Source organism: Streptomyces sp. NPDC044033, from assembly GCF_056434425.1.
The window spans coordinates 207224-231341 of sequence record NZ_JBWKFF010000006.1 but is presented as its reverse complement, the minus strand read 5'-3'; the positions used below and the strand labels follow the sequence as shown (position 1 = coordinate 231341).

Sequence of the window (24118 nt, the reverse complement as noted above, 5' to 3'; positions counted from 1 at the left end):
ACCTCTGAACCCGGACTCGGGTCAGACAGAAATTCAGCGAGGAGCGAACCGCGTGACCGCCGATACGTCCGTGCCGTCCACCGCATTGCTGACCGGGGCAGACCGGGACGAATCCAACTACACCGCGCGGCACCTACTCGTCCTTGAGGGCCTGGAAGCCGTTCGCAAGCGCCCCGGGATGTACATCGGGTCGACCGACAGCCGCGGCCTGATGCACTGCCTCTGGGAGATCATCGACAACTCCGTGGACGAGGCCCTGGGTGGTCACTGCGACCGCATCGAGGTGATCCTCCACGACGACGGGTCCGTGGAGGTCCGGGACAACGGCCGCGGCATCCCCGTCGATATCGAGCCGAAGACCGGCCTGTCCGGCGTCGAGGTCGTGATGACCAAGCTGCATGCCGGTGGCAAGTTCGGCGGCGGGTCCTACGCCGCCTCCGGCGGCCTGCACGGCGTCGGCGCCTCCGTCGTCAACGCCCTCTCCTCACGGCTCGACATCGAGGTCGACCGGAACAGCAAGGTCCACTCGATCAGCTTCCGCCGCGGCGTCCCCGGGATCTTCACCGAGTCCGGCCCGGACGCGCCCTTCGACCCGGCGAACGGCCTCCTCAAGGGCAAGCGGGTGCCCAAGGCCCGTACCGGCACCAGGGTCCGCTACTGGGCGGACCGGCAGATCTTCCTCAAGGACGCCAAGCTCTCCCTGGAGACGCTGCACGGGCGTGCCCGGCAGACCGCCTTCCTGGTACCGGGGCTGACCCTCGTCGTGCGCGACGAGCGCGGCCTCGACGGGGCGGGCAAGACCGAGGAGACCTTCCGCTACGACGGCGGAATCAGCGAATTCTGCGAGTACCTCGCCCAGGACAAGGCCGTCTGCGATGTGCTGCGCCTCACCGGCCAGGGCAGCTTCAAGGAGACCGTCCCGGTCCTCGACGACCGCGGCCACATGACCGCCACCGAGGTCACCCGCGAGCTCGGCGTCGACATCGCGCTGCGCTGGGGCACCGGCTACGACTCCACGGTCCGGTCCTTCGTGAACATCATCGCCACCCCCAAGGGCGGCACCCACGTCTCCGGCTTCGAGCGCTCCCTGACCAAGACGGTCAACGAGGTGCTGCGCTCCGCCAAGCTGCTGCGGGTCGCGGAGGACGACGTCGTCAAGGACGACGCCATGGAGGGGCTCACGGCGGTCGTGACCGTACGGCTGGCGGAGCCGCAGTTCGAGGGGCAGACCAAGGAGGTGCTCGGCACCTCGGCGGCGACCCGGATCGTCGGCAACGTGGTCGCCAAGGAGCTCAAGGCGTTCCTGGCCTCGACCAAGCGGGACGCCAAGCAGCAGGCGCGGTCGGTCATGGAGAAGATCGTCGCCGCGGCCCGTACGCGCATCGCGGCGCGGCAGCACAAGGAGGCCCAGCGGCGGAAGACGGCGCTGGAGTCCTCCTCCCTGCCCGCGAAGCTCGCGGACTGCCGCAGCGACGACGTCGACCGCAGCGAGCTGTTCATCGTCGAGGGAGACTCGGCGCTGGGTACGGCGAAGCTCGCGCGGAATTCGGAGTTCCAGGCACTGCTGCCGATCCGCGGCAAGATCCTCAATGTCCAGAAGTCGTCCATCTCGGACATGCTCAAGAACGCCGAGTGCGGATCGATCATCCAGGTCATAGGGGCCGGCTCGGGACGTACCTTCGACATCGACGCCGCGCGCTACGGCAAGGTCCTGCTGATGGTCGACGCCGACGTCGACGGCGCGCACATCCGGTGTCTGCTGCTCACCCTGTTCCAGCGCTATATGCGTCCGATGGTCGAGGCCGGCCGGGTCTTCGCCACGGTGCCGCCCCTGCACCGGGTAGAGCTGGTGAACCCCAAGAAGGGGCAGGAGAAGTACGTCTACACCTACTCGGACAGCGAACTGCGGCAGACCCTGCTGGAGTTCGACCGCAAGGGGACGCGCTACAAGGACAGCATCCAGCGGTACAAGGGCCTCGGAGAGATGGACGCCGACCAGCTGGCCGAGACCACGATGGACCCGCGCCGACGGACGCTGCGGCGGATCAACATCAGCGACCTGGAGGGCGCCGAACAGGCCTTCGACCTCCTCATGGGCAACGAGGTGGCGCCCCGGAAGGAGTTCATCACCAACGCGGCGTCCACCCTGGACCGCTCTCGCATCGACGCCTGAGCGCCGACGCCTGAGTATCGGCGCCTGAGCATCGACGCCTCGGCATCGATGCTTGAGTGCCGGCGCCTGGGCAGCGGTGCCCGAGCCCGGTCCACCCCCGGGTGGAGAGTCGGCCTCCACCCGGAGCCAACCCGTGCGCTGATCCGCCGGCCGCCGGGTCTCCGTAGTTTCGGGAGCGTTGCCCGCTCCTGCCGCTACGGAGGCTCTCACCATGTCCGGTCTGGTCGATGTCGCGGTGGTCGTCGCGGTCCTCGTGCTGGTGCTGCTGCGCCAGTTCACGCCGCGGCGGGTGGCTTCGGACGTCCGGCGCTGGTGGGTGCTGCCCGCCGTGCTGATCTTCATGGCGGTACGGAAGCCGGGGCTGGTCGACCACGCGCACGAAGCCGTCTCGGTGGCGCTGCTGGCGGCCGGGGTGCTGACCGGCCTCGCGGCCGGCGCGGGCTGGGCGTGGACCACGCGGGTATGGTCCGACGCGTCGGGCGCGGTGTGGGCCCAGGGCGGCAAGGCGTCGGCTCTGGTGTGGGCCGGCGGCGCGGCGCTGCGGATGGCCCTGCACGCGGCCGGGGCGGCGGCCGGGGTCCACCAGGGCGGGGCCGCGACCATGCTGACCGCGGCGGCCATGCTGCTGGCCCGCAGCGGTCTGGTGGTCTGGAAGGCTCAGGGGGTGCGGCCGGCGTACCGTGTCCCGGCCGGTGGCTGAGAGCGCCGCCGCGGCGGAAGGACGCTACGTGCCCGTCGAGAACTGGACCGCCTGGCCCTACCGGGAGTCGCTGTCCCGTGAGGGGGTTCCGCGCCGTCGGATCGCGATGAACCAGTGCGTGAGGTTCGCGCTGGTCGTTCTGATCGCCTGGCGGGCGTTCCAGGAGGGCACCTTCCACGGGTGGGGCCTGCTGGTGCTCGCCGGCGGCATCGTGGTCTTCGCGGCCGCGGCGCACGGCTACTTCCGGTCCACCCTGGAACACCGGCTGCTGCCCTCACTGGGGTTGTTGGGGCTGCTGTTCGCCTTGGGTGTCGTGGCGGAGTCGTTCGGATCGCACAGCCCCGCCCGAGCGCTCTGGGCCGTGTGCGCGATCTTTGCCGTGGAGCGGCTGCCGATGGCGTACGGGCTGCCCGTCGCCGCGCTCTACGTGCTGGCGTATGGACTGGTGAGCGACGACGGGCCGGTGGTGACCGCGGGGACCTGCCTCGGCCTCACACTGGTCGGTTACGCGCTCCGCCTCGACGCGGAGGCGCGCGGCACCGGCTACCGGCTGCTGGCGCAGGAGCGCGCCGCGCGGGTCGCGGAGGCCGAGTCGGCGGCGCTCGCCGAGCGCGCCCGGATCGCCCGCGAGATCCACGACGTGCTCGCCCACAGCCTCTCCGCGCAGCTCGTGCACCTGGAGGCCGCCCGGCTGCTCATCGAGCGCGGTGAGAGTGACGACCGGATCCTGGAGCGCGTCGTCCTGGCCCGCGGCATGGCCCGCGAGGGACTGGCCGAGACGCGGCAGGCGCTCTCGGCGCTGCGCGGCGAGATGGCCCAGGCCGGGGAGTTCCTGCGGGAGGTCGCCGAGTCCCAGGGAGCCGCGATCGAGGTGTCGGGCGAGCCCCGGCACCTGCCCGCGGAGGCCGGGCTGGCGGTGCGCAGGGTCGCGCAGGAGGCGCTGACGAACGTCCGCAAGCACGCTCCGGGGGCCGCGGTCCGGATGAGATTCTCCTATCTGGACGGCGCAGTGGAGCTGGAGATCCGGGACGGGGGAGCGCGGCATAAGACCGGGGGGCTCGCGTCCACCGGTTCCGGGTACGGTCTCCTGGGGATGCGGGAGCGCGCCGAACTGCTCGGCGGCACCCTGGAGGCCGGTCCGGCGGGACCGGGACAGGAGGGGTTCGTGGTACGTCTGCGGGTGCCCGGGTGACGCGCGTGACAGAGGACGACGGGTCGCGACCGGCGGCACGGGTCGTCGTGGCCGATGACCAGACCGTGGTGCGCGAGGGCATCGTGATGCTGCTGGGTCTGTTGCCGGGCATCGAGGTGGTCGGTTCGGCCGGTGACGGTGAGGAAGCGCTGCGGCTGGTCGCCGAACACGCCCCGGACGTGGTGCTGATGGACCTGCGCATGCCGCGCTGCGACGGCGTGGAGGCGACGCGCCGGATCCGTGCCGAACACCCCGCCACACAGGTCGTGGTCCTGACGACCTACGCCGACGACGACTCGCTGTTCCCGGCGCTCCGGGCCGGCGCCCGCGGCTACCTCACCAAGGACGCCGACGGCGACGAGATCGTACGGGCCGTGGCCCATGTCATGTCCGGCGACGCCGGGCTGTCACCGCAGATCCAACGGCGGCTGCTGGAACGGCTCGACACACCCGTCTCCGAGGCCGCCCCCGCGGAGTCCCGCGAGCTGCCGGACGGGCTGACCGCCCGCGAGGCGGAAGTCCTCGCGCTGGTCGCCGACGGGCTCTCCAACGCCGAGATCGCCCGCGGCCTGCATGTCTCCACCGCGACCGTGAAGACCCACATCAACAACCTCTTCGCCAAGACGGGGGTGCGCGACCGGGCACAGGCGGTGCGCTACGCCTACCGGCACGGAATCGCGACACCGCCCGGCGCGCCCGTCGCTTGACGGTGGGACGACCGCTGTCGGACGGCCCGGGGCTCCCCGGCCAAGGCCCCGCGTCCGTTCTGTCCGTGGGCCTTGCTTCCGTGCCGTCCGCTGCCCGTACCGAACCCGTACCGAAGCCGATGGGCCGTGGACGCGAGCCGATAAGCCGTGGGCGCGCGCGACGGCCGGCCTCGTCAGGGGTGGAGGGTGATCTTGCCGAACACGGCGGTCGATTCGAGGCGTTCGTGCGCGCGGCGGGCTTCGGCCAGCGGGATCCGCTCGTCGACGACCGGCCGCAGGTCGCCTCGGGCCGCTTGGCCGAAGAGTTCGGCCGCCGCCGCCCTGACCGTGTCGGCGTCGGCGGAGTTGAGGCTGAAGGAGAAGAGCGTCGGCGAATTGTGGAACGTGGTCGTGAGGCTGCCGAGGGCGTCCGGTGTCGGTGCGCCTCCTGCGGCTCCGCACAGCACGTACCGGCCGTTGGGCCGCAGCATCTCGATGTAGCGGCCGAGCTCCGGCCCGGCGACCGGGTCGACGATGATGTCGTAGGCGTCCGCCCCGCCGTCCTGGCCTGCCGTGCGGTCCTGGATGTGCGCGACGCCGAGGCCCCGGAGGCGGTCTCCGCGCTCGGGCGAGGAGGTGATCGCGGTCACCGTGCCCCCGGACAAGGCGGCCAGTTGTGCGGCCATCAGCCCGATGCCTCCGCCGGCGCCCCTGATCAGTACCCGCTCGCCCTTCTCGATGTTCGCCCTCTTCAGGCCCAGGCCCGCGACCAGCGCGTTCACGCCGAGCGCGACGGCGTCCGCCGCGCTGACGGCCTCCGGCAGGCGCACGGCGCCACGGGCGTCGGCGACGACCGCCTCGGCGTACGCTCCGGTTCCGGTCAGCGCGAAGACCCGCTGACCGATCCACTGCTCATCCACCCCCTCACCGACCGCGGTGACGGTGCCCGCCGCCTCCACGCCGGGAATGAATCCGGGCTCGGAGAGCGGCTGGTAGTCGCCGTTGCGAGCCATGATGTCGACGTAGCCGACCCCTGCCGCCTCCACCTGGATCAGGAGTTGACCCGGTTCCGGCCGGGGCTCGGCCCGGTCGATGATCCGCAGCACGTCGGAGTCTCCGAACGACGGCACGATGACGGCCTTCATGGCAACACCACTTCCGTAGAAACTGGCACTCAGTGGCGAAAGCCTATCAGTAGCAGATTGTCTGATAGGGTGATGGCATGTCTGATGGCCTCTCGAAGCCGGCTCCCCGGCACCCCACCTCGCTGCGGGAACGCAAGAAGCAGCAGACCAGGGACGATCTCATCGACGCAGCCCTGCGGCTCTTCCAAGAGCGGGGCTTCGCCGAGACGACGCTGGACGAGGTCTGCGCCACGGTCGAGGTCTCCAAGCGGACGTTCTTCCGCTACTTCGCCAGCAAGGAGGACGTCGCCCTGGCCCCCAGCCACGAGCTGTGGCTGACGTTCCTGAGTGAAGTCGAATCCCTCACGCCTACTCGCGGCACCGTCTTCGCGGCTCTGCGGGAGGCCCTGGTCACCGCGTTGGAGAAGATGACGACGCCAGGCTGGGCGGAACGGGTCGCCGCCTGCCAGCGGCTCGCCGAGGTCTCGCCTTCGATCACCGCGCACAGCCTCAGCTTCTGCGACCGCGTCAGCGGTGAAAGCCGGCGGACTCTCTGCGCCAGGCTCGAACTGGCCGACCCGGAGGACCTGCGTCCGCGACTGGCCCAGGACCTCCTCGTCGCCGCGTTCCACTCCGCCCTGGAGCAGTGGGCGAAGCAGACCGGACCGAAAACCCTCCCCGGCCTGCGTTCCCGGCTGGAGATCACGCTCGTGGCGGCAGCGCAGGCCACTACCTTCACCGGCGGCCCCGCGCCCGACGACGGGCGGGCGTGAACCGGGCGTGAACCGGGCGTGAGTCGGGCGTAACGACGATGGGCCTACGGCGGGCCGCCGCTGTGCAGGGCCGCATCTCGTCCTCGCGAGGGGTACGCCGCGTGGCGGGTGAGGGTGCGGTGCGATGAGGGCCGTGCCTGGCCGGCCGCCCGTCGGCGGGGCTCAAGCGGCGGCGCGGTCAGCGTGCGGCCACTCGCGCGGCGATGCCGTCCAGGACGTACGTGAGGCCGGTGTCGAAGACGGCGTCCGCGTCGCGCGTGGCGGCGTCCACGACGGCCTCGGCCAGGGTGGGGTAGCGGCCGGTGGCCAGCATCCGGCCGATGTACGGGCCCGCGGCGACCTGCCACTGCTGCTCGTCCATCCCGGTGGCCCGTTCGGCCCGCAGTTCGGCGACCTCCTTCCTGACCGCCCCGACCAGGTAGGCGTCCACCGCCTCGACGGCGGCCAGAACCGCGTCGATCCCGTCGAATCCGGGGGCGCGGCGCAGCGCGGCCAGCGACGCCTCGAAGTTGGCCAGCGCGTTCGGGCCGAGGTGCGGCCGTCCGCCGAGCAGATCGGCGAACCATTCGTGCCGCAGCGCGGCCGCCCTGGTGCGGTGCGCGTGCGACCGCAGGTCGCGGCACCAGTCGCCGCCGGTCGGTTCGGGCGCGTCGATCTCGCCGTAGACCGCGTCGACCATGAGGTCGAGCATCTCCTCCTTGGTGGACAGGTAGCGGTACAGCCGCATGGGGCCGGCGTCGAGCGCGGCGGCGACCTTGCGCAGGGACACCGCGTCCAGCCCGTCCGCGTCGGCCAGCTCGATCGCCGCCCGTACGATCCGGTCCCTGCTCAGGGGGGACGGCGTCGGCCGGTTGGGCGGCTCGGGGCGCTCCCATACGAGCGTGGGCGTGTCGGCCGCCGACTCGGCGGCCCCCGCCGCGGGCTCGTCGCCGTCGGCCCCGGGGCCCTCGGGCGCGGCCTGTCGTCGTGTCGCCATCACGCCTTCTCCTTCCCCTGGCTCCGTCTGCCCTGTCCATCGAATTCGGGGGCTAACGATACAGCGCACGGTTCGATACGATGTATCGAAAAGTTCACTGTATCGATGCGGTGCCCGCCATGGCGAGGTGCGTCACAACGCCGCGCGCGTCGACGCGCGGAGAGCGGAGAATCATGAACATCGCCATCATCGGAGCCGGCCTGGGCGGCCTGACTCTCGCCCGCACCCTGTACGTACACGGCATCGACGCCGTCGTCTACGAGCGCGAGGCATCCCGTGCCGCGCGCTCCCAAGGCGGCATGCTCGACCTGCACCGCGAGAGCGGGCAGCGGGCCATGCGAGAGGCTGGCCTGGAGGCTGAGTTCCAGGCCATCGCCCGCCGGGAGGGCCAGGACATGCGCCTGGTCGACCCCGACGGAACGGTTCTCCTCCAGGAGGACACCCCCGACGACGCGCCGATGGACCGCCCCGAGGTGGACCGCGCCGACCTGCGGAACGTGCTGCTCGACTCGCTCCCCGAGCGGGCCGTCACATGGGGGCGCTCGTTCCAGTCCGCCGCCGCCCGGCCCGGCGGCGGGCACCGGCTCCACTTCGCCGACGGCTCCGGCGCCGAGTGCGACCTGCTCGTCGGCGCGGACGGCGCGTACTCGCGGGTCCGGCCGCTGCTGACCGATGCCCGGCCCGTTCACATCGGCCTCAACACGATCGAATGCGTCATACCCGATATCGATCGCGCCCACCCCGAACTGGCGGCCATGGTCGGGCGCGGCAACTACTGGGTCCTCGGCTCCGGCCGGTCGCTCTCGGCCCAGCGCAACGGCGACGGGTGCGTCCGCGTCTACCTCGGCTTCCACACCCCCGAGGACTGGCTCACCGGCCGCGGTGCCCCGCTCGCCGACCCCGATCGAGCCCGCGCGGCCCTCCTGGAGCTCTTCGCCGACTGGGCCCCGCAGTGCGCGGCCCTGATCCAGGCGTGCGACGGCACCTTCGTGCCCCGCCCGATCGCCGCGCTGCCCGCCGGCCTGACCTGGGACGCCGTCCCCGGCGTCACGCTGCTCGGCGATGCCGCCCACCTGATGCCGCCCGTCGGACTGGGCGCGAACACGGCCATGCTCGACGCCGCCGAACTCGCGCTGCGGCTCGCCGCCGGCCGCCCCGACGACGTGGCCGCCTCCGTCCGCGGTTACGAGGAGGAGATGTTCGTCCGCGGGGCCGCTGCCGCGCGAGAGGCCGCCAAGATGATGAAGATCCTGATGTCCCCCGAGGGCGCACGCGGCCTGCTGAAATTCTTCCAGCCCCAGAGCTAGCCCGTTTCCGCTCGTTCGCCGGTGTCGGCCGTGGCGGCGTTCCGGTGCGCGGTCCTGGTCCGGTCGGCCGCGATGGCGGGGCCGGGACCACTGGAACGGAAGGGCAGCCCGGCCTACGCCGCCGGGCTGCCCTTCATCCAGCTGTAGCGGTGCTCGGGGCGGCCCGTCTCGCCGTACCTCAAGGTGAGACGCAGCCGCCCCGAGCCCTCCAGCTGTTTGAGGTAGCGCTGTGCCGTCGAACGGCTCAGCCCCGAACGCTCGGCGACCTCGTGCGCCGAGAGCGGCAGCGACGCGTCCGACAGGACCCGGCGGATCAGCTCGGCGGTCGGCGCGGAGTGGCCCTTGGGCAGCGGCGCGGCCGTCACGGCGGTGCGCAGGGTGCCGAAGATGCGGTCGACCTGGTCCTGGCCCGCCTCTTGAGCGCCGTCGAGAGTACGGCGCAACTGTGCGTACGCGTCCAGCTTGACGCGCAGACCGGCGAACGTGAACGGCTTGACGATGTACTGCAGCGCCCCGAAGCGCATGGCCGCCTGCACGGTGGCGACGTCGCGGGCGGCCGTCACCATGATCACGTCGGCGAGGTGGCCGGACTGCCGGATGCGGCGGATCAGCGACAGGCCCGTCTCGTCCGGCAGATAGTGGTCGAGCAGCACCAGGTCGACGCCGCCGCGCTCCAGCAGCGCCAGCGCCTGGGCCGCGTTGTGCGCCGTGCCCAGGACATGGAAGCCGGGCACCTTGGTCACGTACGCGGCGTTGATCTCGGCGACGCGGAAGTCGTCGTCCACGATCAGGACCTCGATCATCGGTTCACTCCTTCGAGTACATGCAGTGCCTCCGGCAACTCCACCGTGAACACCGCCCCGCCGCCTTCGCGCCGGGACACCACCGCCGTACCGCCGTACCGTTCGGCGAGCCGCCGCACCAGCGCCAGACCGAGACCCCGACGGCGGTGCGGGGGCGGCTCCTTGGTGGACCAGCCGTCGGTGAACACCAGCTCCCGCGCCGCGGCCGGGACGCCGGGGCCGTTGTCCGAGACGCGCAGCCACAGCGTGGCGCCCTCGGCCCGCAGCTCCACCTCGACGAAGGGCGCGTCGCCCGGCCCCCGCCGTACGCGCGCCCCCGCCGCGTCCAGCGCGTTGTCGACCAGGTTCCCCAGGACGGTGACCAGGTCGCGCGGGTCCACGACCCGGTCCGGCAGATCGGTGGACGGCGCGATCCGCAGCGCCGCCCCCCGCTCCGCGGCGACCGCGCTCTTGCCCACCAGCAACGCGCTGACCAGCGGTTCGTGTACGCGCTCGGTCACCTGCTCGGCGGTCGCGCGGTGGGCGCAAGCCACCTCGGCGACGAACTCCGCGGCCTCCTCGTGCAGCCCCAGCTCCAGCAGCCCCACGATGGTGTGCAGCCGGTTGGCGTGCTCGTGGTCCTGGGCCCGCAGCGCCTCGGTGAGGCCGCGGGTGCCGTCCAGCTCCCGCCCCAGCTGCTCCAGTTCGGTACGGTCGCGCAGCGTCGCGACCGTACCCCCGTCCGCCGTGTCCATGCGGTTGGCGACCAGGACCCGGCCGCCGCAGACCGTGAGCAGGTCCGTGCCCGCCACCCGGCCCGCCAGGACGTCCGTCGTACGGCCCGGGGGAAGGACCTCGTCGAGGAGGCGGCCGGTGACGCGGGCGCCCGGCGCCAGACCGAGCAGCCGCTGCGCCTCGTCGTTGACGAGCCGGACCCGCCCCCACCGGTCGAGTGCGACGACGCCCTCGCGGATGCCGTGCAGCATCGCCTCCCGCTCGTCCAGGAGCGCGGAGATCTCGGACAGTTCGATGCCGTGGGTGCGCCGCCGCAGCCGCCGGGAGGCGGCGAGGGCGGCCAGGGCCCCGACGCCCAGGGCCGCGCCGGCGTATTCGAGGATGCCGGGGACGGCGTGCAGGAGCAGGGCGCGCACGCTGTCGTAGGCGATGCCGACCGAGACCGCGCCGACGACGGCGCCCGCGGAGTCGCGCAGCGGGACCTTGCCGCGGGCGGAGCGGCCGAGCGTACCGCGGTCGATGCCGGTCCACTCGTGGCCGGCCAGCGCCTCGCCCGGGTCCGTGGAGACCGGCCGGCCGATCTCGGCGGGGGTGGTGTGGGAGTAGCGGGTGCCGTGCGCGTCGACGATCACCACATAACTGGCGCCGGTCGCGTGCCGGACGCGTTCGGCCGCGCTCTGCACCGGGCCGTCGACGGAGGGCCGGGTGGCCAGCACGTCGTGGACGATGCCCGGCTGGGCGGCGGTGGTCTGGGCGATGGCCAGCGCACGGCGCGCCGCCTGGGTGTCGAGCTGGGCGCTGAGCGGGGCGAGGAAGAGGCCGGCCGCGAGGACGGTGACGCCGGTCGTGATCAGCAGCTGTACGAGCAGGACTTGGGCGAAGACGCGGCGGGGCCATCGGATGCGCATGCGTGCCCCTTCCCTGCCGTCGCCGACCCACCTCGGAGCGCTGTCTCCACCGCGTGCACTGCTTTCACCGCGTGCACAGCATTCACCGCGGGTCCGGCATTCATGGCGCGCCGCCTCGGTGGCGTGCACAGAATCCGGCCGCGACCTGCGCCGAATGCGGCCGCGACCTGCCTCGGGCGCTGCCGCGACTTGCCCGGGTGCTGCCGTCCCGGGTCGCATGTGCTGTTGTAGCGCGAGCAAAACGAGCAGAACAGGGTTTGCGCGCTCAAGCCGCACAGTGCTCACAAGACTCCCGCCGCGCCGCGGGTCGCACCTAGCCTCCAGCCCCAGTCGCCCCGCACGGGACCGCGGGGCAGGGAGGTGAGCGATGACCATGAACAGCGACCCGGGCCCCGGCGCCGCCCCGGCCATCGAACTGCGTGGCGCGAGCAAGGTGTTCCGTACGCCCTCGGGCGCCGGCCACACGGCCGTACGGGACCTCGGTCTGACCGTGCGGCAGGGCGAGTTCGTGGCCGTGGTCGGGCCGACGGGCTGCGGCAAGTCGACCACGCTGACGCTGGTGAGCGGGTTGGACGAGCCGACCGAGGGGGATGTGCTGGTCGGCGGCGAACCCGTGACCGGGATCAGGCCGGAGGTCGGCTTCGTCTTCCAGCAGGACGCCGTCTTCCCCTGGCGCACGGTGCTCTCCAACGTCATGGCGGGGCCGCGCTTTCGCGGCGTACCGAAGGCGGCGGCCAAGGAGCGGGCCCGCGACTGGCTGGGCCGGGTGGGCCTCACCGCCTTCGAGGACCGCTACCCGCACCAGCTCTCGGGCGGCCAGCGCAAGCGCGTGGCGCTGGCCCAGACGTTCGTGGGCGAGCCGCGGATCCTCCTCATGGACGAGCCGTTCTCGGCGCTCGACGTGCAGACGCGGGCGCTGATGTCGGACGAACTGCTGGAGTTGTGGGGCGGCGCCTCGGCGCCGGACACCGCCGCCTCGGTCGTCTTCGTCACGCACGACCTGGAGGAGGCGATCGCGCTGGCCGACCGGGTCGTGGTGATGACCGCGGGCCCCGCCACGGTCAAGGAGACCTTCGCGGTCGATCTGCCGCGCCCGCGCCGGGTCGAATCGGTGCGGCTGGAGCCGCGGTTCATCGAGATCTACCGGGAGATCTGGTCCTCGCTCGGCGAAGAGGTCCGCATCACTCGTGAGAGGGGGGCCGGCCATGCCGCCTGAATCGTTGGATCCGCCCGCCGCATCCGCGCCCGAGCCTGTGCCCGTATCCGCATCCGGGCCGGCGCCTGAGCCCGTGCCCGTATCCGCATCCGAGCCCGTGCCCGTATCCGGGGCGGCGCCCGTATCCGCATCCGAGCCCGGGCCCGTGCCCGCCGCCGTATCGGAGAAGGGCGGTACGGGCCGTACGGAGGCCAGGGCGCGCGCTGCCCGTACCCGTCGGCTGCTCGTCCACACGGCGCGCGTACTGCTGCTGGTCGCGGTGGTCGCCGCCTGGGAGACCATGGCCCGGAACGGCGTCATCGACGCCTTCAACTTCTCGATGCCGTCCAAGATCTGGGATCAGATCGTCCAGTGGGTGCAGCACGGGACCGCGCAGGGCTCGCTGGGGGAGCAGATCTGGTACACGCTCTACGAGGCGCTGCTCGGCTGGTTCATCGGCGTCATCGGCGGCGTGCTGCTGGGGATCGCGCTCGGCCGGATCTCCTTCCTCGCCGATGTGCTCGGCCCGTACATCAAGGTGCTCAACGCGCTGCCGCGGATCGTGCTCGCGCCGATCTTCCTGATCTGGTTCGGCCTCGGCCCGGCCTCCAAGGTCGCCTCGGCCGTGGTGCTGGTCTTCTTCCCCGTCTTCTTCAACGCCTTCCAGGGTGCGCGCGAGGTGGACCGCAATCTGGTCGCCAATGCCCGCATTCTGGGCGCGAGCAACCGGCGGGTGACGCTTCAGGTGGTCGTTCCTTCCGCGACCTCGTGGATCTTCACCAGCCTGCATGTGAGCTTCGGCTTCGCGCTGATCGGCGCCATCGTCGGCGAGTACATCGGCGCGACGAAGGGGATCGGACTGCTGGTCTCCGCCTCCCAGGGCACGTTCAACGCGGCCGGGGTGTACGCGGCGATGGTCATCCTCGCCGTTGTCGCGCTGCTGGCGGAGGGGCTGCTGACGTTCGGGGAGAAGAGGCTGTTCCGGTGGAAGCCGGACGACTCCGGCGCCGACCGCTGACCGGGGACCCGAGCGCGTCACCGGTCTCCGTGACCATCGCCCCGGGTCCCGAGGACATCACCGGCCCCCGTGACCGTAGCCCCGGGGCCCCAGCGGAACCACCGCCTCCCGACCACATCTCCAGCGCACGATCTCACCCCAAGGACACGATGATGCGCACTCTCAGCAGGATCTCCGCGGCCGCCGTCGCCGGAGCGCTGTGCCTCACCCTGGCCGCGTGCGCCAACGACGCGCAGGTGGGCGGTGGTTCGGGCGGTGGTTCAGGCGGCGACAAGGTCAAGATCATGGTCGGTGGCCTGGACAAGATCATCTACCTGCCGGCCATGCTCACCCAGAAGCTCGGCTACTTCCGGGCGGAGGGCGTGGACGTCCAACTGCTCACCGAGCCCGCCGGTGTGCAGGCCACCACCTCACTGGTCGCCGGGGACGTACAGGGCGTCGTCGGCTTCTACGACCACACGCTCGATCTGCAAGTGAAGGGCAAGCACGTGGAGTCGGTGGTCCAGCTCGCGCGGACGCCCGGCGAGGTGGAGGTGGTCTCCAAGAAGGCCGCGTCCCGGCTCGGCTCGCCGAAGGACTTCAAGGGCAAGAAGCTCGGCGTGACCGGCCTCGGCTCGTCCACCGATTTCCTCACCAAATACCTGGCCGTCAGGAACGGCGTCGACGTCAGCGAGTTCACGCCGGTCGCCGTCGGAGCGGGCCAGACCTTCATCTCCGCGCTCCAGCAGGGCTCGATCGACGGCGGCATGACCACCGATCCGACCGTCGCGCAGGTGCTGGCCAAGGATGTCGGCAAGGTACTCGTCGACATGCGCACCCCCGAGGGCTCCCGGGCCGCGCTCGGCGGCCTCTACCCCGCGGCGAGCCTCTACATGAACACCGACTGGGTCCAGGGCAACGAGGCGACCGTGCAGAAACTCGCCAACGCCTTCGTCAAGACGCTGAAGTGGATGCGGAACCACACGCCCGAGGAGATCGCGGCGAAGATGCCCGCCGACTACGCGCAGGGCGGCAAGGAGCTGTACGCACAGGCGATCAAGAGCTCCCTGCCGATGTTCACCGAGGACGGGGTGATGCCCGCCGACGGCCCCAGGACCGTGCACGAGGTGCTCAAGGCGTTCAACCCGACCCTGAAGAACGCCTCGGTGGACCTGGCGAAGACCTACACCACGGAGTTCGCCAAGAAGGCGGGCTGAGGGCGGCTCCGGCGCCCCCCGTGCTCGGCGGCGACCGCGAACACGCCTGTCACGTCCATCCGGGCCGGGGTGCCGAGCGCCCTGCCGCAGCTCTCGGGCCGGGGCGGCTCCGCGGCGCCCTGCTCGACCGCGACCCACCACTGACGGCCGTCCCGGTGGCCGACCGTCACGGTCCACGAGGGCGCCGCGCCGTCGGTTCGTACGACCGTGAACGCGTCGGCGCCCTCCTCGCGGGTGAGCTCCCGGACCGCCAGCTCGGCGGCCTGCGCCGGGCGCTCCCAGGAGGATCGGCCGCGGCAGCCGTCGGTGACGATCCGGCCCTCGCGCACCGCCTCGACGACCTCCTGCACGGCCGCCGCGGTGGCCCGCCCGTACGCGTAGCCGTACGGCAGCACGACGAGCGTCGGCGAGAAGCGGTGGCCGCCGATGTGGGTGATCTCCCAGACCGCGGCGGTCTCCGAGGCCGCCAGTTCGGCGGCGAGCGGGCGGCCCAGCAGGGCGCAGCAGCGGTCCCGCTTGCCGTTGGTGCACACGAGCACGAGCGGGTCGCCCGCATACGCGCGCCAGTCGTACGGGCCGCGCAGGCCCCGCTCGTCGCCGGCCCCGAGCGCCGCGAAGTCCAGCTCCGTCAGGCGCGCCGGGTCGGTGATCTCGGCCGTACGCACCCAGGAGCGGCCCGGCAGGGTGTGGGCCACGAAGACCCGTCGGGCCGCCGGTTCACCGCAGTCCGCGCTGCGCGCGGGGCGGCGGATCAGCGCGACGCGCACGCCGTTGGCCTCGGCTGCCGCCTCCAGGGCGCGCCCGAGGGCCGGTTCGAGGCGGCTGGAGGTGAGGGCCTCCGTGCCCCAGGGACCGGGTTGTTCGATCAGCAGCCAGGTCCGAGCGGTGGCGGCGGTGCCGGCCAGCGGTTCGGACAGGTCACGGGAGGCGGTCGCGCACGTGCTCACATAGGTAAGCCTAACCTGATCTGCGCGGCGGGGCTTACCACTTGGACGCGGCCGTGCGGTTCACGGCGGGACGGTGCGGCTCACGGCGAGGGCGGTGCGGCTCGCGGCGGGGCCCGTGCGGCTCACGGCAGTGGCTGCGGCGGGCGCGGGCCGCGGTAGTTGCCGCTGGGGCGCATGCGCAGGGGGCGTTCCTCGTACTCCTCCAAGGCGTGCGCGATCCAGCCCGCCGTGCGGGCGACGGCGAAGACGGTCTCGCCCGCCTCCACCGGCATCCCCGTCGCGACCGACAGCGCGGCCAGCGCGAGGTCCACATTGGCGTGCAGCGAGGCGTGCCGCGCCGTGGCCGCCACCACGTCCCGGGCGGCCGCCAGCGCGTCGGCGGCCCTCGGGGCCTCCGCCAGCATGCCGAACAGCGCCTGCGCGCGCGGGTCCTCGGCGGGGTAGAGGCGGTGGCCGAGCCCCGGCACCCGGCGGCCCGCGCGCAGGTGGTCGGCGACGACCGCCCCCGCGCTGCCGCGCTCCAGCACCTCGGCGAGCATGCGGTGCGCGAGCCCGCTGGCCGCGCCGTGCAACGGGCTGTCGAGCGCGCCGAAGCCCGCGGAGACGACGGCGTACGGGTGCGCCCGCGCGGAGGCCGCGACCCGTGCGGCGAGCGTGGAGGCGGCCAGGTCGTGGTCGATCAGCAGCACGAGCGCCGCCTCCAGGACCCGTAGCGACGGCTCGTCGGCGGGCTGCGCGGTCAGCCGGAGCCACAGCCGGACGGAGAGCCGGCCGGCCTCCGCGGACGCAGCCTGCCCGGCACGCCGATCGTCCTCCCCGCTGCCGGGCCGCCCGGCGGGCGGCAGCGCGTCGACCAGGGTGGGGATCAGGCCGCGCGCGGCGCCCAGCACCGCCTCGGGGGAGAGGTCGAAGCGCAGCGGATCGGCGGCCGCGGCGGCGATGGCCGCCACTCGCAGCCGGTCCATCGGGCCGCTGTGCGCGGGCAGCGCCGCCACCGAACGGCGCGCCGCGGCCAGCGCCTCGGCGGGGGCCGTGAAGCGGGTGCCGGGGCGCATCCGGCCGGTCCACAGCCAGTCGGCGACCTCCTCGTAGCCGTACCGCCCGGCCAGCTCCGTCGCGTCCACGCCGCGGAAGTAGTAGCGGTCGGCGTCGATGAGCGTGATGCCGGTACGGACCGCCGGTTCGCCCCCGGCCCCCGCCGCCTCGCGCCGGCCGCCGCGCCGTACGAGCGCGTCGACCTCCTTCGCGTCGAAGGTGGAGCCGCGCCCGCCGGGGCTGCGGCGGCTGGCCAGCTGGCCCCGGCTCACATACGCGTAGACCGTCTCGGGCTTCACGCCGAGCCGCTCGGCCGCCTCTCGCGTGGTCAGCCGCTCACGGCTCGCCCCACCCGCCCCGCCCGCCTCTTGATCCACCATGCGTCACACCGTATCGATAGCGATCCGACATTGACTCAATCAACATTGACAGCGAATGAGTCAAGCATAGACAGTCGAATCAATAGAGAAAACGGACCGAGGGAGACCGAACATGCCGACCACCGCGGCGAACGCGCCGATCGACGTACCCCGCGGACTCGCGGGCGTCGTCGTCACCGAGACCGCGCTGGGCGACGTCCGGGGGCGCGAGGGCTTCTACCACTACCGCCAGTACTCGGCCATCGAACTCGCCGAGAACCGCGGCTTCGAGGACGTCTGGCACCTGATGTGCCACGGCACCCTCCCCGACGCCGGGCAGCGCGCGGCGTTCGCCGCCGAGACCGCCGCCCTGCGCCACCTGCCCGCCGACGTCCGCGACGCACTGCCCGCCATCGCCCGGTCCTGCGCGCTCACCGGCCCGCTCGCGGGGCTGCGCACGGCGCTCTCCCTGCTCGGCGCCTCCTCGGGAGGCCGCCCGCTGTACGACATCGACGTCGAACGCCGCCGCGCGGACGCCCTCGCCGCGTGCGCGGCCGTGCCGACCCTGCTCACCGCGCTGCACCGGATCAACCAGGGGCTCGCCCCCGTGGAGCCGCGCGACGACCTGTCGTACGCGGCCAACTACCTCTACATGATGACCGGCACGGAGCCCGACCCGGCGCGCGTACGGGCCATCGAGCAGTATCTGGTCTCCACCGTGGACCACGGCTTCAACGCCTCCACCTTCACCGCCCGCGTCATCGCCTCCACCGGCGCGGACCTCGCCGCCTGCCTCGTCGGAGCCGTCGGGGCGCTCTCCGGCCCGCTGCACGGCGGCGCGCCCAGCCGGGCCCTGGACACCCTCGACGCCATCGGCACCCCGGACCGCGTCGACCCCTGGATCCGCGAACGCGTCCTGGCGGGTGAGCGGATCATGGGCTTCGGGCACCCCGTCTACCGCACCGAGGACCCGCGCTCCCGCATGCTGCGCGGCATCGCGGAGCGGTTCGGCGGCCCCCTGGTCGAGTTCGCCGTGCACGTCGAGCGGCGCGTCCTGGACATCCTCGCGGAGCTCAAGCCGGGCCGTGAGCTGCACACCAACGTGGAGTTCTACGCGGGCGTCGTCATGGAGCTGTGCGGCGTACCACGCGCGATGTTCACCCCGACGTTCGCCGCCGCCCGGGTCGTCGGCTGGAGCGCCAATATCCTGGAGCAGGCGGAGGACTCGAAGATCATCCGCCCGGCGGCCCGCTACGTCGGCCCGCCGCCGCCCCAGCCGGTGCCCGCCGTGCGCTGACGACGATGGAGACGCCCCCTTGGCCAAGCGACAGATCCCGGTCATCGTGCTCGCGGGATTCCTGGGGTCCGGCAAGACCACCCTGCTCAACCACCTGCTGAGCAGGGCCGGGGGCAGCCGGATCGGGGCGGTGGTCAACGACTTCGGCAGCGTCGAGATCGACGCGATGACCGTCGCCGGGCAGGTCGACTCGATGGTCTCGCTCGGCAACGGCTGCCTGTGCTGCGCCGTCGACACCAGCGAGCTGGACGACTACCTGGACCGGCTGGCCCGCCCGGCGGCGCGCATCGACGTCATCGTCATCGAGGCGAGCGGCCTCGCGGAGCCGCAGGAACTCATCCGCATGATCCTGGCCAGCGAGAACCAGCACATCGTCTACGGCGGGCTCGTCGAGGTCGTGGACGCCGCGGAGTTCGCCCGTACCCGCGCCGCCCACCCCGAGCTCGACCGCCACCTCGGCCTCGCCGACCTCGTGGTCCTCAACAAGGCGGACCGCGTCGAGGACGCGGAGCGTACGGCCCTGCTCGCCACGCTGGCCGGGCTCGGCCCCGGAGTGCCCGTCATCCCGGCCTCGTACGGGCGCGTCGACCCGGAGCTGCTCTTCGACCGCCGTCCCCGCGCGGACCACCTGGAGGCGATACGGCAGCTCTCCTTCGAGGACCTGGCCGCCGACGACCACGACGACGATGACCACAGCGGCCATCTGCACGCCGCGTACGACAGCCTCTCCTTCGTCACCGACGCCCCCATGAACCCGCGCAGGCTGATGGATTTCCTCGACAGCAGGCCGTCCGGGCTCTACCGCATCAAGGGCTTCGTCCGCTTCGAAGTGCCCGGCAGCCGGCAGAAGTTCACCCTGCACGCGGTCGGCGACTTCCTGCGCTTCTACCCGTCCCCCTGGGCGCGCGGCGAGGAACGGCTCACTCAACTGGTGCTGATCGGCTCCGGGATCGACGCCGAGGCCCTGCGCAAGGAGCTCGAAGCCTGCCAGGAGACGGCGGGCGAGGCGCGGGACGCCGGTGAGCAGAGCATGTGGGGCGTACTGCGGTACGTACAGGACCCCGAGGAGCAGCGCGATCCCGAGGGGCGGGCGGAGGCGGAGACGGAGGAGTAGCGCGGCCCTCGGGAGGGGACGGAAGGGCGCCAGGGGAGACGGGCGGGCGCCATCCAGCGGCGCCGGGGCAGGGCGCAGGTCGGACGGCCGTACGTACGGTCGTACGGCAGCGGGGGGGGGGGGGGGGGGGGGGGGGGGGGGGGGGGGGGGGGAAAAGGGGGGGGGGGGGGGGGGGGGGGGGGGGGGGGTGGGGGGGGGGGGGGGGGGGGAGGGGGGGGGGGGGGGGGGGGGGGGGGGGTGGGGGTGGTTTCCGTCGGGGGTCGTGGGGGGGGGGAGGGGGTTGGAGGTGTGTCGGGGGGTTTGGCGGGCGGTGGCGGGCCCCGTGCCCCCCCCCGCTGCCACACTCGCACCGGTCCGGCGACGGCCGTCTCTGCACCTCTGCACCGGTCCGGTGGCCACGGCGGCTGCACCGGTCCGGCGGGCATGACCACCACCCCGGTCCGGCGACCTCCGTGCCTACACCGGTCCGGCGACCACCGCGACCGCCTTGGGGATCGGGATGCCGGACCCGTCGCGGCGCGGATCGATCTCCGGCAGCTCCACCGGGGCGCCGTTCGAGGCCGCGGCCCGCGCGGGCGTCGCTCCCGCCCAGGCGGTGACCAGGCAGTCCTCGCCCTTGAGGAACCGCTGGCAGCGGACGCCACCGGTCGCCCGCCCCTTGCGCGGATACTGGTCGAACGGTGTCAGCTTCGCGCTCTGCAAGGAGTCGTCCAGCGTGCCGTGCGAGCCCGCGACCGTGAAGACCACCGCGTCCGCGGCCGGGTCGATCGCCGTGAAGGAGAGGACCTTCGAGCCCGCGCTCAGCTTGACGCCCGCCATGCCGCCCGCCGGCCGGCCCTGCGGCCGCACCTGGCCCGCCGGGTAGCGCAGGAGATGGGCGTCGTCCGTGATGAAGACCAGGTCCTCCTCGCCGGTCCGCAGCTCCACCGCGCCGACGACCCGGTCGCCGTCCTTGAGGCCGATGATCTCCAACTCTTCCTTGTTCGACGGATAGTCGGGGACCACGCGCTTGACCACGCCCTGCTCCGTGCCGATGGCGAGGCCCGGCGAGGACTCGTCCAGCGTGGTGAGGCAGACCAGCCGCTCGCCGTCGTCCAGGGACAGGAACTCCGAGACCGGCGCGCCGCCCGACAGGTTCGGCGCCGCCACCGTGTCCGGGAGCTGCGGCAGGTCGATCACGGCCAGCCGCAGCAGCCGGCCGGCCGAGGTCACCGCGCCCACGTCGGCCCGCGCCGTGGCCGGCACCGCCGAGACGATCACGTCGTGCTTGACGCGCTTGGCGTCGTCGTCGAGCGACAGCTCGCCGTTGGCCGTACGGGCCAGCAGCCCCGTCGAGGAGAGCAGCACCCGGCACGGGTCGTCCGCGACCTCCAGCGGCACCGACGCCACCAGCGAGCCCGCCGAGGCCAGCAGCACCGTGCGCCGGTCGGTGCCGAACTTCTTGGCGACATCGGCCAGTTCCGAGGAGACGAGCTTGCGCAGCTCCGTGTCGGAGTCGAGGATGCCGGTGAGCTCGTCGATCTCGCCGCTGAGCCGGTCCCGCTCCGACTCCAGCTCGACCCGGTCGAACTTCGTCAGCCGCCGCAGCGGGGTGTCCAGGATGTACTGGGTCTGGATCTCCGACAGCCCGAACCGCGCCATCAGGGCTTCCTTGGCCTGCGCCGCGTTCTCGCTCGACCGGATGAGGCGGATGACCTCGTCGATGTCGATGAGCGCGACCAGCAGCCCCTCGACCAGGTGCAGCCGGTTGCGGCGCTTGGTGCGCCGGAACTCGCTGCGCCGCCGGACCACCTCGAAGCGGTGGTCTACATAGACCTCCAGCAGCTCCTTGAGGCCCAGCGTCAGCGGCTGGCCGTCCACCAGCGCCACATTGTTGATGCCGAAGGACTCCTCCATCGGCGTCAGCTTGTAGAGCTGCTCCAGGACGGCCTCCGGGTTGAAGCCGTTCTTGATCTCGATGACCAGCCGCAGGCCGTGCTCGCGGTCGGTGAGGTCCTTGACGTCCGCGACGCCCTGGAGCTTCTTCGAGCCGACCAGGTCCTTGATCTTGGAGATGACCTTCTCGGGGCCGACCCCGAACGGCAGCTCCGTGACGATCAGGCCCTTGCGGCGCGCCGTCACATTGTCCACCGAGACCGTCGCGCGGATCTTGAAGGTGCCGCGCCCCGTCTCGTAGGCGTCCCGGACCCCGGTCAGCCCCACGATCCGGCCGCCGGTGGGCAGGTCCGGCCCCGGCACGTACTTCATCAGGGTGTCGAGATCGGCACCCGGATGCTTGATCAGGTGCCGGGCGGCGGCGATGACCTCGCCCAGGTTGTGCGGCGGCATGTTCGTCGCCATGCCGACCGCGATGCCGGAGGCGCCGTTGACGAGCAGATTCGGGTAGGCGGCCGGGAGGGCGACCGGCTCCTGCTCGCTGCCGTCGTAGTTCGGCGCGAAGTCGACGGTGTCCTCGTCGATCGAGTCCGTCATCAGCGACGACGCCGCCGCCATCTTCGCCTCGGTGTACCGCATGGCGGCCGGCGGGTCGTCATTGCCGAGCGAGCCGAAGTTGCCGTGCCCGTCGACCAGCGGCACGCGCATCGAGAAGGGCTGCGCCATGCGCACGAGCGCGTCGTAGATCGAGGCGTCGCCGTGCGGGTGGAGCTTGCCCATCACCTCGCCGACGACGCGCGCGCACTTCACGTGCGGGCGCTCCGGGCGCAGGCCCATCTCGTTCATCTGGAAGAGGATGCGGCGGTGCACCGGCTTCAGCCCGTCGCGGGCGTCGGGCAGGGCGCGCGAGTAGATGACCGAGTAGGCGTACTCAAGGTAGGAGCCCTGCATCTCGTCGACGACGTCGATGTCGAGGATGCGCTCCTCGAAGTCGTCCGGCGGCGGGGTCTTCGTGCTGCGGCGGGCCATCGCGGCTGCGGCTCCTTCATATACCGGTGCGGGGTGGTGACGCCGACCATTGTGGACCGCCCCACTGACAACGCCGACCGCGACCCGTCCGTAAGAGCGTTCCTCGACGGGAACTTCGCCAGATGTCAGCGCGCTTGCATACAGTGACAGGACCGATTTGAACGCGGGACATCACGCGGGTCATCACGCAGCGAAGGGACGTACATGCCCATGGGTCACACGGCCACGCAACAGGCCGGCTCCAGCGGCCTGACAGCGACCGAGCACCGCCTGGCCAATGGCCTGAGGGTGGTTCTCTCCGAAGACCACCTGACCCCGGTCGCCGCTGTCTGCCTCTGGTACGACGTCGGTTCCCGCCACGAAGTCAAGGGCCGTACGGGCCTGGCTCACCTCTTCGAGCACCTGATGTTCCAGGGCTCGGCGCAGGTCAAGGGGAACGGCCACTTCGAGCTGGTGCAGGGCGCCGGCGGCTCCCTCAACGGCACCACGAGCTTCGAGCGCACCAACTACTTCGAGACCATGCCGACCCACCAGCTGGAGCTCGCGCTCTGGCTGGAGGCCGACCGGATGGGCTCGCTGCTCACCGCGCTCGACGAAGAGTCCATGGAGAACCAGCGCGACGTCGTCAAGAACGAGCGCCGCCAGCGTTACGACAACGTGCCCTACGGCACGGCGTTCGAGAAGCTGACGGCCATGGTCTACCCCGACGGCCACCCTTACCACCACACCCCCATCGGCTCGATGGCCGACCTGGACGCCGCCTCCCTGGAGGACGCCCGGGCCTTCTTCCGCACGTACTACGCCCCCGGCAACGCGGTCCTCTCGATCGTCGGCGACATCGACACCGAGCAGACCCTCGCCTGGGTCGAGAAGTACTTCGGCACCATCCCCTCGCACGACGGGAAGCAGCCGCCCCGCGACGGGTCCCTGCCCGACGTCATCGGCAGGGAGCTGCGCGAGGTCGTCGAGGAAGAGGTTCCCTCCCGCGCCCTGATGTCCGCCTACCGCCTCCCGCACGACGGCACCCGCGAGGCGGACGCCGTCGACCTGGCCCTGACCGTCCTCGGCGGCGGCGAGTCCTCCCGGCTTCACAACCGCCTGGTCCGCCGGGACCGCACCGCTGTCGCCGCGGGGTTCGGCATGCTGCGCCTCGCGGGCGCGCCCTCCCTGGGCTGGCTGGACGTCAAGACGTCCGGCGGGGTCGAGGTGCCGGACATCGAGTCCGCGGTCGACGAGGAGCTGGCCCGGTTCGCGGCCGAGGGACCGACCGCGGAGGAGATGGAGCGGGCCCAGGCCCAGTTGGAGCGCGAGTGGCTGGACCGGCTCGCCACGGTCAGCGGCCGCGCCGACGAACTGGCCCGGTTCGCCGTGCTGTTCGGCGACCCGCAGCTCGCGCTGTCCGCCGTCGGGCGGGTGCTGGACATCACCGCGGAGGAGGTGCGGGCCGTCGCCAAGGCCCGGCTGCACCCCGAGAACCGCGCGGTCCTCGTCTACGAGCCGACCGAGCCGACCGAGCCCGCGGAGGCCGAGCAGGCCGACGAGGACACGGCGGACGCCGGACCCGGCGAGAACGCCGGAACCACCGCGACCACCGCGACCACCGCGACCACCGCGACCACCGCGACCACCGCGACCACCGCGACCACCGTGAACGCAGCGAACGCCGAAGAGCAGGAGGCGGGCCAGTGAGCGACGCC

At 72.4% G+C, this 24118-nt stretch carries 19 protein-coding genes; 12 read left to right on the top strand and 7 right to left on the bottom strand.

The features are described from left to right. The first annotated feature begins 52 nt into the window (after positions 1 to 52). The 4 genes from AC07AB_RS14020 to AC07AB_RS14005 all read left to right on the top strand — a co-directional run bounded on the left by AC07AB_RS14020 (position 53) and on the right by AC07AB_RS14005 (position 4772). Positions 53 to 2173 carry a DNA gyrase/topoisomerase IV subunit B gene (locus AC07AB_RS14020; RefSeq protein ID WP_478565178.1) on the top strand — a complete coding sequence of 707 codons (2121 nt, stop codon included), beginning with the start codon at positions 53 to 55 and terminating at the stop codon, positions 2171 to 2173. Between the two features lie 211 nt (positions 2174 to 2384). Continuing rightward, positions 2385 to 2873, top strand: a complete 489-nt coding sequence (locus AC07AB_RS14015; RefSeq protein ID WP_478565175.1) for a DUF1453 domain-containing protein — start codon at positions 2385 to 2387, stop codon at positions 2871 to 2873. Then, positions 2866 to 4065, top strand: a complete 1200-nt coding sequence (locus AC07AB_RS14010; RefSeq protein ID WP_478565172.1) for a sensor histidine kinase — start codon at positions 2866 to 2868, stop codon at positions 4063 to 4065. The genes AC07AB_RS14015 and AC07AB_RS14010 overlap by 8 nt, the downstream gene beginning before the upstream one ends. Before the next feature lie 5 nt (positions 4066 to 4070). Then, a complete protein-coding gene (locus tag AC07AB_RS14005; RefSeq protein ID WP_478565169.1) occupies positions 4071 to 4772 on the top strand; it encodes a response regulator transcription factor in 702 nt (233 codons plus the stop codon). A gap of 173 nt (positions 4773 to 4945) precedes the next feature. On the opposite strand, the gene AC07AB_RS14000 is transcribed toward AC07AB_RS14005, so the two are convergent. After that, positions 4946 to 5896 carry a quinone oxidoreductase family protein gene (locus AC07AB_RS14000; RefSeq protein WP_478565166.1) on the bottom strand — a complete coding sequence of 317 codons (951 nt, stop codon included), beginning with the start codon at positions 5894 to 5896 and terminating at the stop codon, positions 4946 to 4948. Between the two features lie 77 nt (positions 5897 to 5973). On the opposite strand from AC07AB_RS14000, the gene AC07AB_RS13995 reads away from it, so the two are divergent. Continuing rightward, entirely contained in the window at positions 5974 to 6648 is a 675-nt protein-coding gene (locus AC07AB_RS13995) for a TetR family transcriptional regulator (RefSeq protein ID WP_478565163.1), read from the top strand. A 178-nt stretch (positions 6649 to 6826) separates the two neighbouring features. On the opposite strand, the gene AC07AB_RS13990 is transcribed toward AC07AB_RS13995, so the two are convergent. Then, positions 6827 to 7624, bottom strand: coding sequence for a TetR/AcrR family transcriptional regulator (locus AC07AB_RS13990; RefSeq protein ID WP_478565160.1), 798 nt, complete (start codon positions 7622 to 7624; stop codon positions 6827 to 6829). A 173-nt stretch (positions 7625 to 7797) separates the two neighbouring features. On the opposite strand from AC07AB_RS13990, the gene AC07AB_RS13985 reads away from it, so the two are divergent. Continuing rightward, on the top strand, positions 7798 to 8931 hold the full coding sequence (locus AC07AB_RS13985; RefSeq protein WP_478565157.1) for an FAD-dependent oxidoreductase: 1134 nt from the start codon (positions 7798 to 7800) through the stop codon (positions 8929 to 8931). A gap of 113 nt (positions 8932 to 9044) precedes the next feature. Here AC07AB_RS13985 and AC07AB_RS13980 read toward each other — a convergent pair whose 3' ends face one another. Next, positions 9045 to 9734 carry a response regulator gene (locus AC07AB_RS13980; protein ID WP_478565154.1) on the bottom strand — a complete coding sequence of 230 codons (690 nt, stop codon included), beginning with the start codon at positions 9732 to 9734 and terminating at the stop codon, positions 9045 to 9047. Further along, positions 9731 to 11356: a sensor histidine kinase gene (locus AC07AB_RS13975; RefSeq protein ID WP_478565152.1), complete on the bottom strand. Its 1626-nt coding sequence runs from the start codon at positions 11354 to 11356 to the stop codon at positions 9731 to 9733. The genes AC07AB_RS13980 and AC07AB_RS13975 overlap by 4 nt, the downstream gene beginning before the upstream one ends. 367 nt (positions 11357 to 11723) lie before the next feature. Between AC07AB_RS13975 and AC07AB_RS13970 the strand changes: the two genes are divergently transcribed. From AC07AB_RS13970 to AC07AB_RS13960, 3 genes are all read left to right on the top strand, one after another. Beyond that, entirely contained in the window at positions 11724 to 12572 is an 849-nt protein-coding gene (locus AC07AB_RS13970) for an ABC transporter ATP-binding protein (RefSeq protein WP_478565149.1), read from the top strand. A gap of 145 nt (positions 12573 to 12717) precedes the next feature. Then, positions 12718 to 13569 (top strand): ABC transporter permease, encoded by an 852-nt coding sequence (locus tag AC07AB_RS13965; RefSeq protein ID WP_478565456.1) that lies wholly within the window; start codon positions 12718 to 12720, stop codon positions 13567 to 13569. A gap of 152 nt (positions 13570 to 13721) precedes the next feature. Then, on the top strand, positions 13722 to 14765 hold the full coding sequence (locus tag AC07AB_RS13960) for an ABC transporter substrate-binding protein (protein WP_478565146.1): 1044 nt from the start codon (positions 13722 to 13724) through the stop codon (positions 14763 to 14765). Here the strand turns inward: AC07AB_RS13960 and AC07AB_RS13955 are convergent. After that, positions 14732 to 15712: a sucrase ferredoxin gene (locus AC07AB_RS13955; protein ID WP_478565143.1), complete on the bottom strand. Its 981-nt coding sequence runs from the start codon at positions 15710 to 15712 to the stop codon at positions 14732 to 14734. The two genes, AC07AB_RS13960 and AC07AB_RS13955, sit on opposite strands and share 34 nt — an antisense overlap. Positions 15713 to 15834: 122 nt before the next feature. Then, entirely contained in the window at positions 15835 to 17127 is a 1293-nt protein-coding gene (locus AC07AB_RS13950; RefSeq protein WP_478565140.1) for a citrate/2-methylcitrate synthase, read from the bottom strand. Between the two features lie 112 nt (positions 17128 to 17239). Between AC07AB_RS13950 and AC07AB_RS13945 the strand changes: the two genes are divergently transcribed. Both AC07AB_RS13945 and AC07AB_RS13940 read left to right on the top strand, forming a co-directional pair. After that, positions 17240 to 18403 carry a citrate synthase gene (locus AC07AB_RS13945; protein WP_478565137.1) on the top strand — a complete coding sequence of 388 codons (1164 nt, stop codon included), beginning with the start codon at positions 17240 to 17242 and terminating at the stop codon, positions 18401 to 18403. 19 nt (positions 18404 to 18422) lie between these two features. Further along, positions 18423 to 19517 (top strand): CobW family GTP-binding protein, encoded by a 1095-nt coding sequence (locus tag AC07AB_RS13940; RefSeq protein ID WP_478565134.1) that lies wholly within the window; start codon positions 18423 to 18425, stop codon positions 19515 to 19517. Positions 19518 to 19973: 456 nt separating this feature from the next. On the opposite strand, the gene AC07AB_RS13935 is transcribed toward AC07AB_RS13940, so the two are convergent. Beyond that, a complete protein-coding gene (locus tag AC07AB_RS13935) occupies positions 19974 to 22421 on the bottom strand; it encodes a DNA gyrase/topoisomerase IV subunit A (RefSeq protein WP_478565131.1) in 2448 nt (815 codons plus the stop codon). A 210-nt stretch (positions 22422 to 22631) separates the two neighbouring features. On the opposite strand from AC07AB_RS13935, the gene AC07AB_RS13930 reads away from it, so the two are divergent. Then, the gene (locus AC07AB_RS13930) at positions 22632 to 24110 is read left to right on the top strand and encodes a M16 family metallopeptidase (protein WP_478565453.1); all 1479 of its coding nucleotides are present in this window, start codon (positions 22632 to 22634) and stop codon (positions 24108 to 24110) included. The last annotated feature ends 8 nt before the right edge of the window (positions 24111 to 24118 follow it).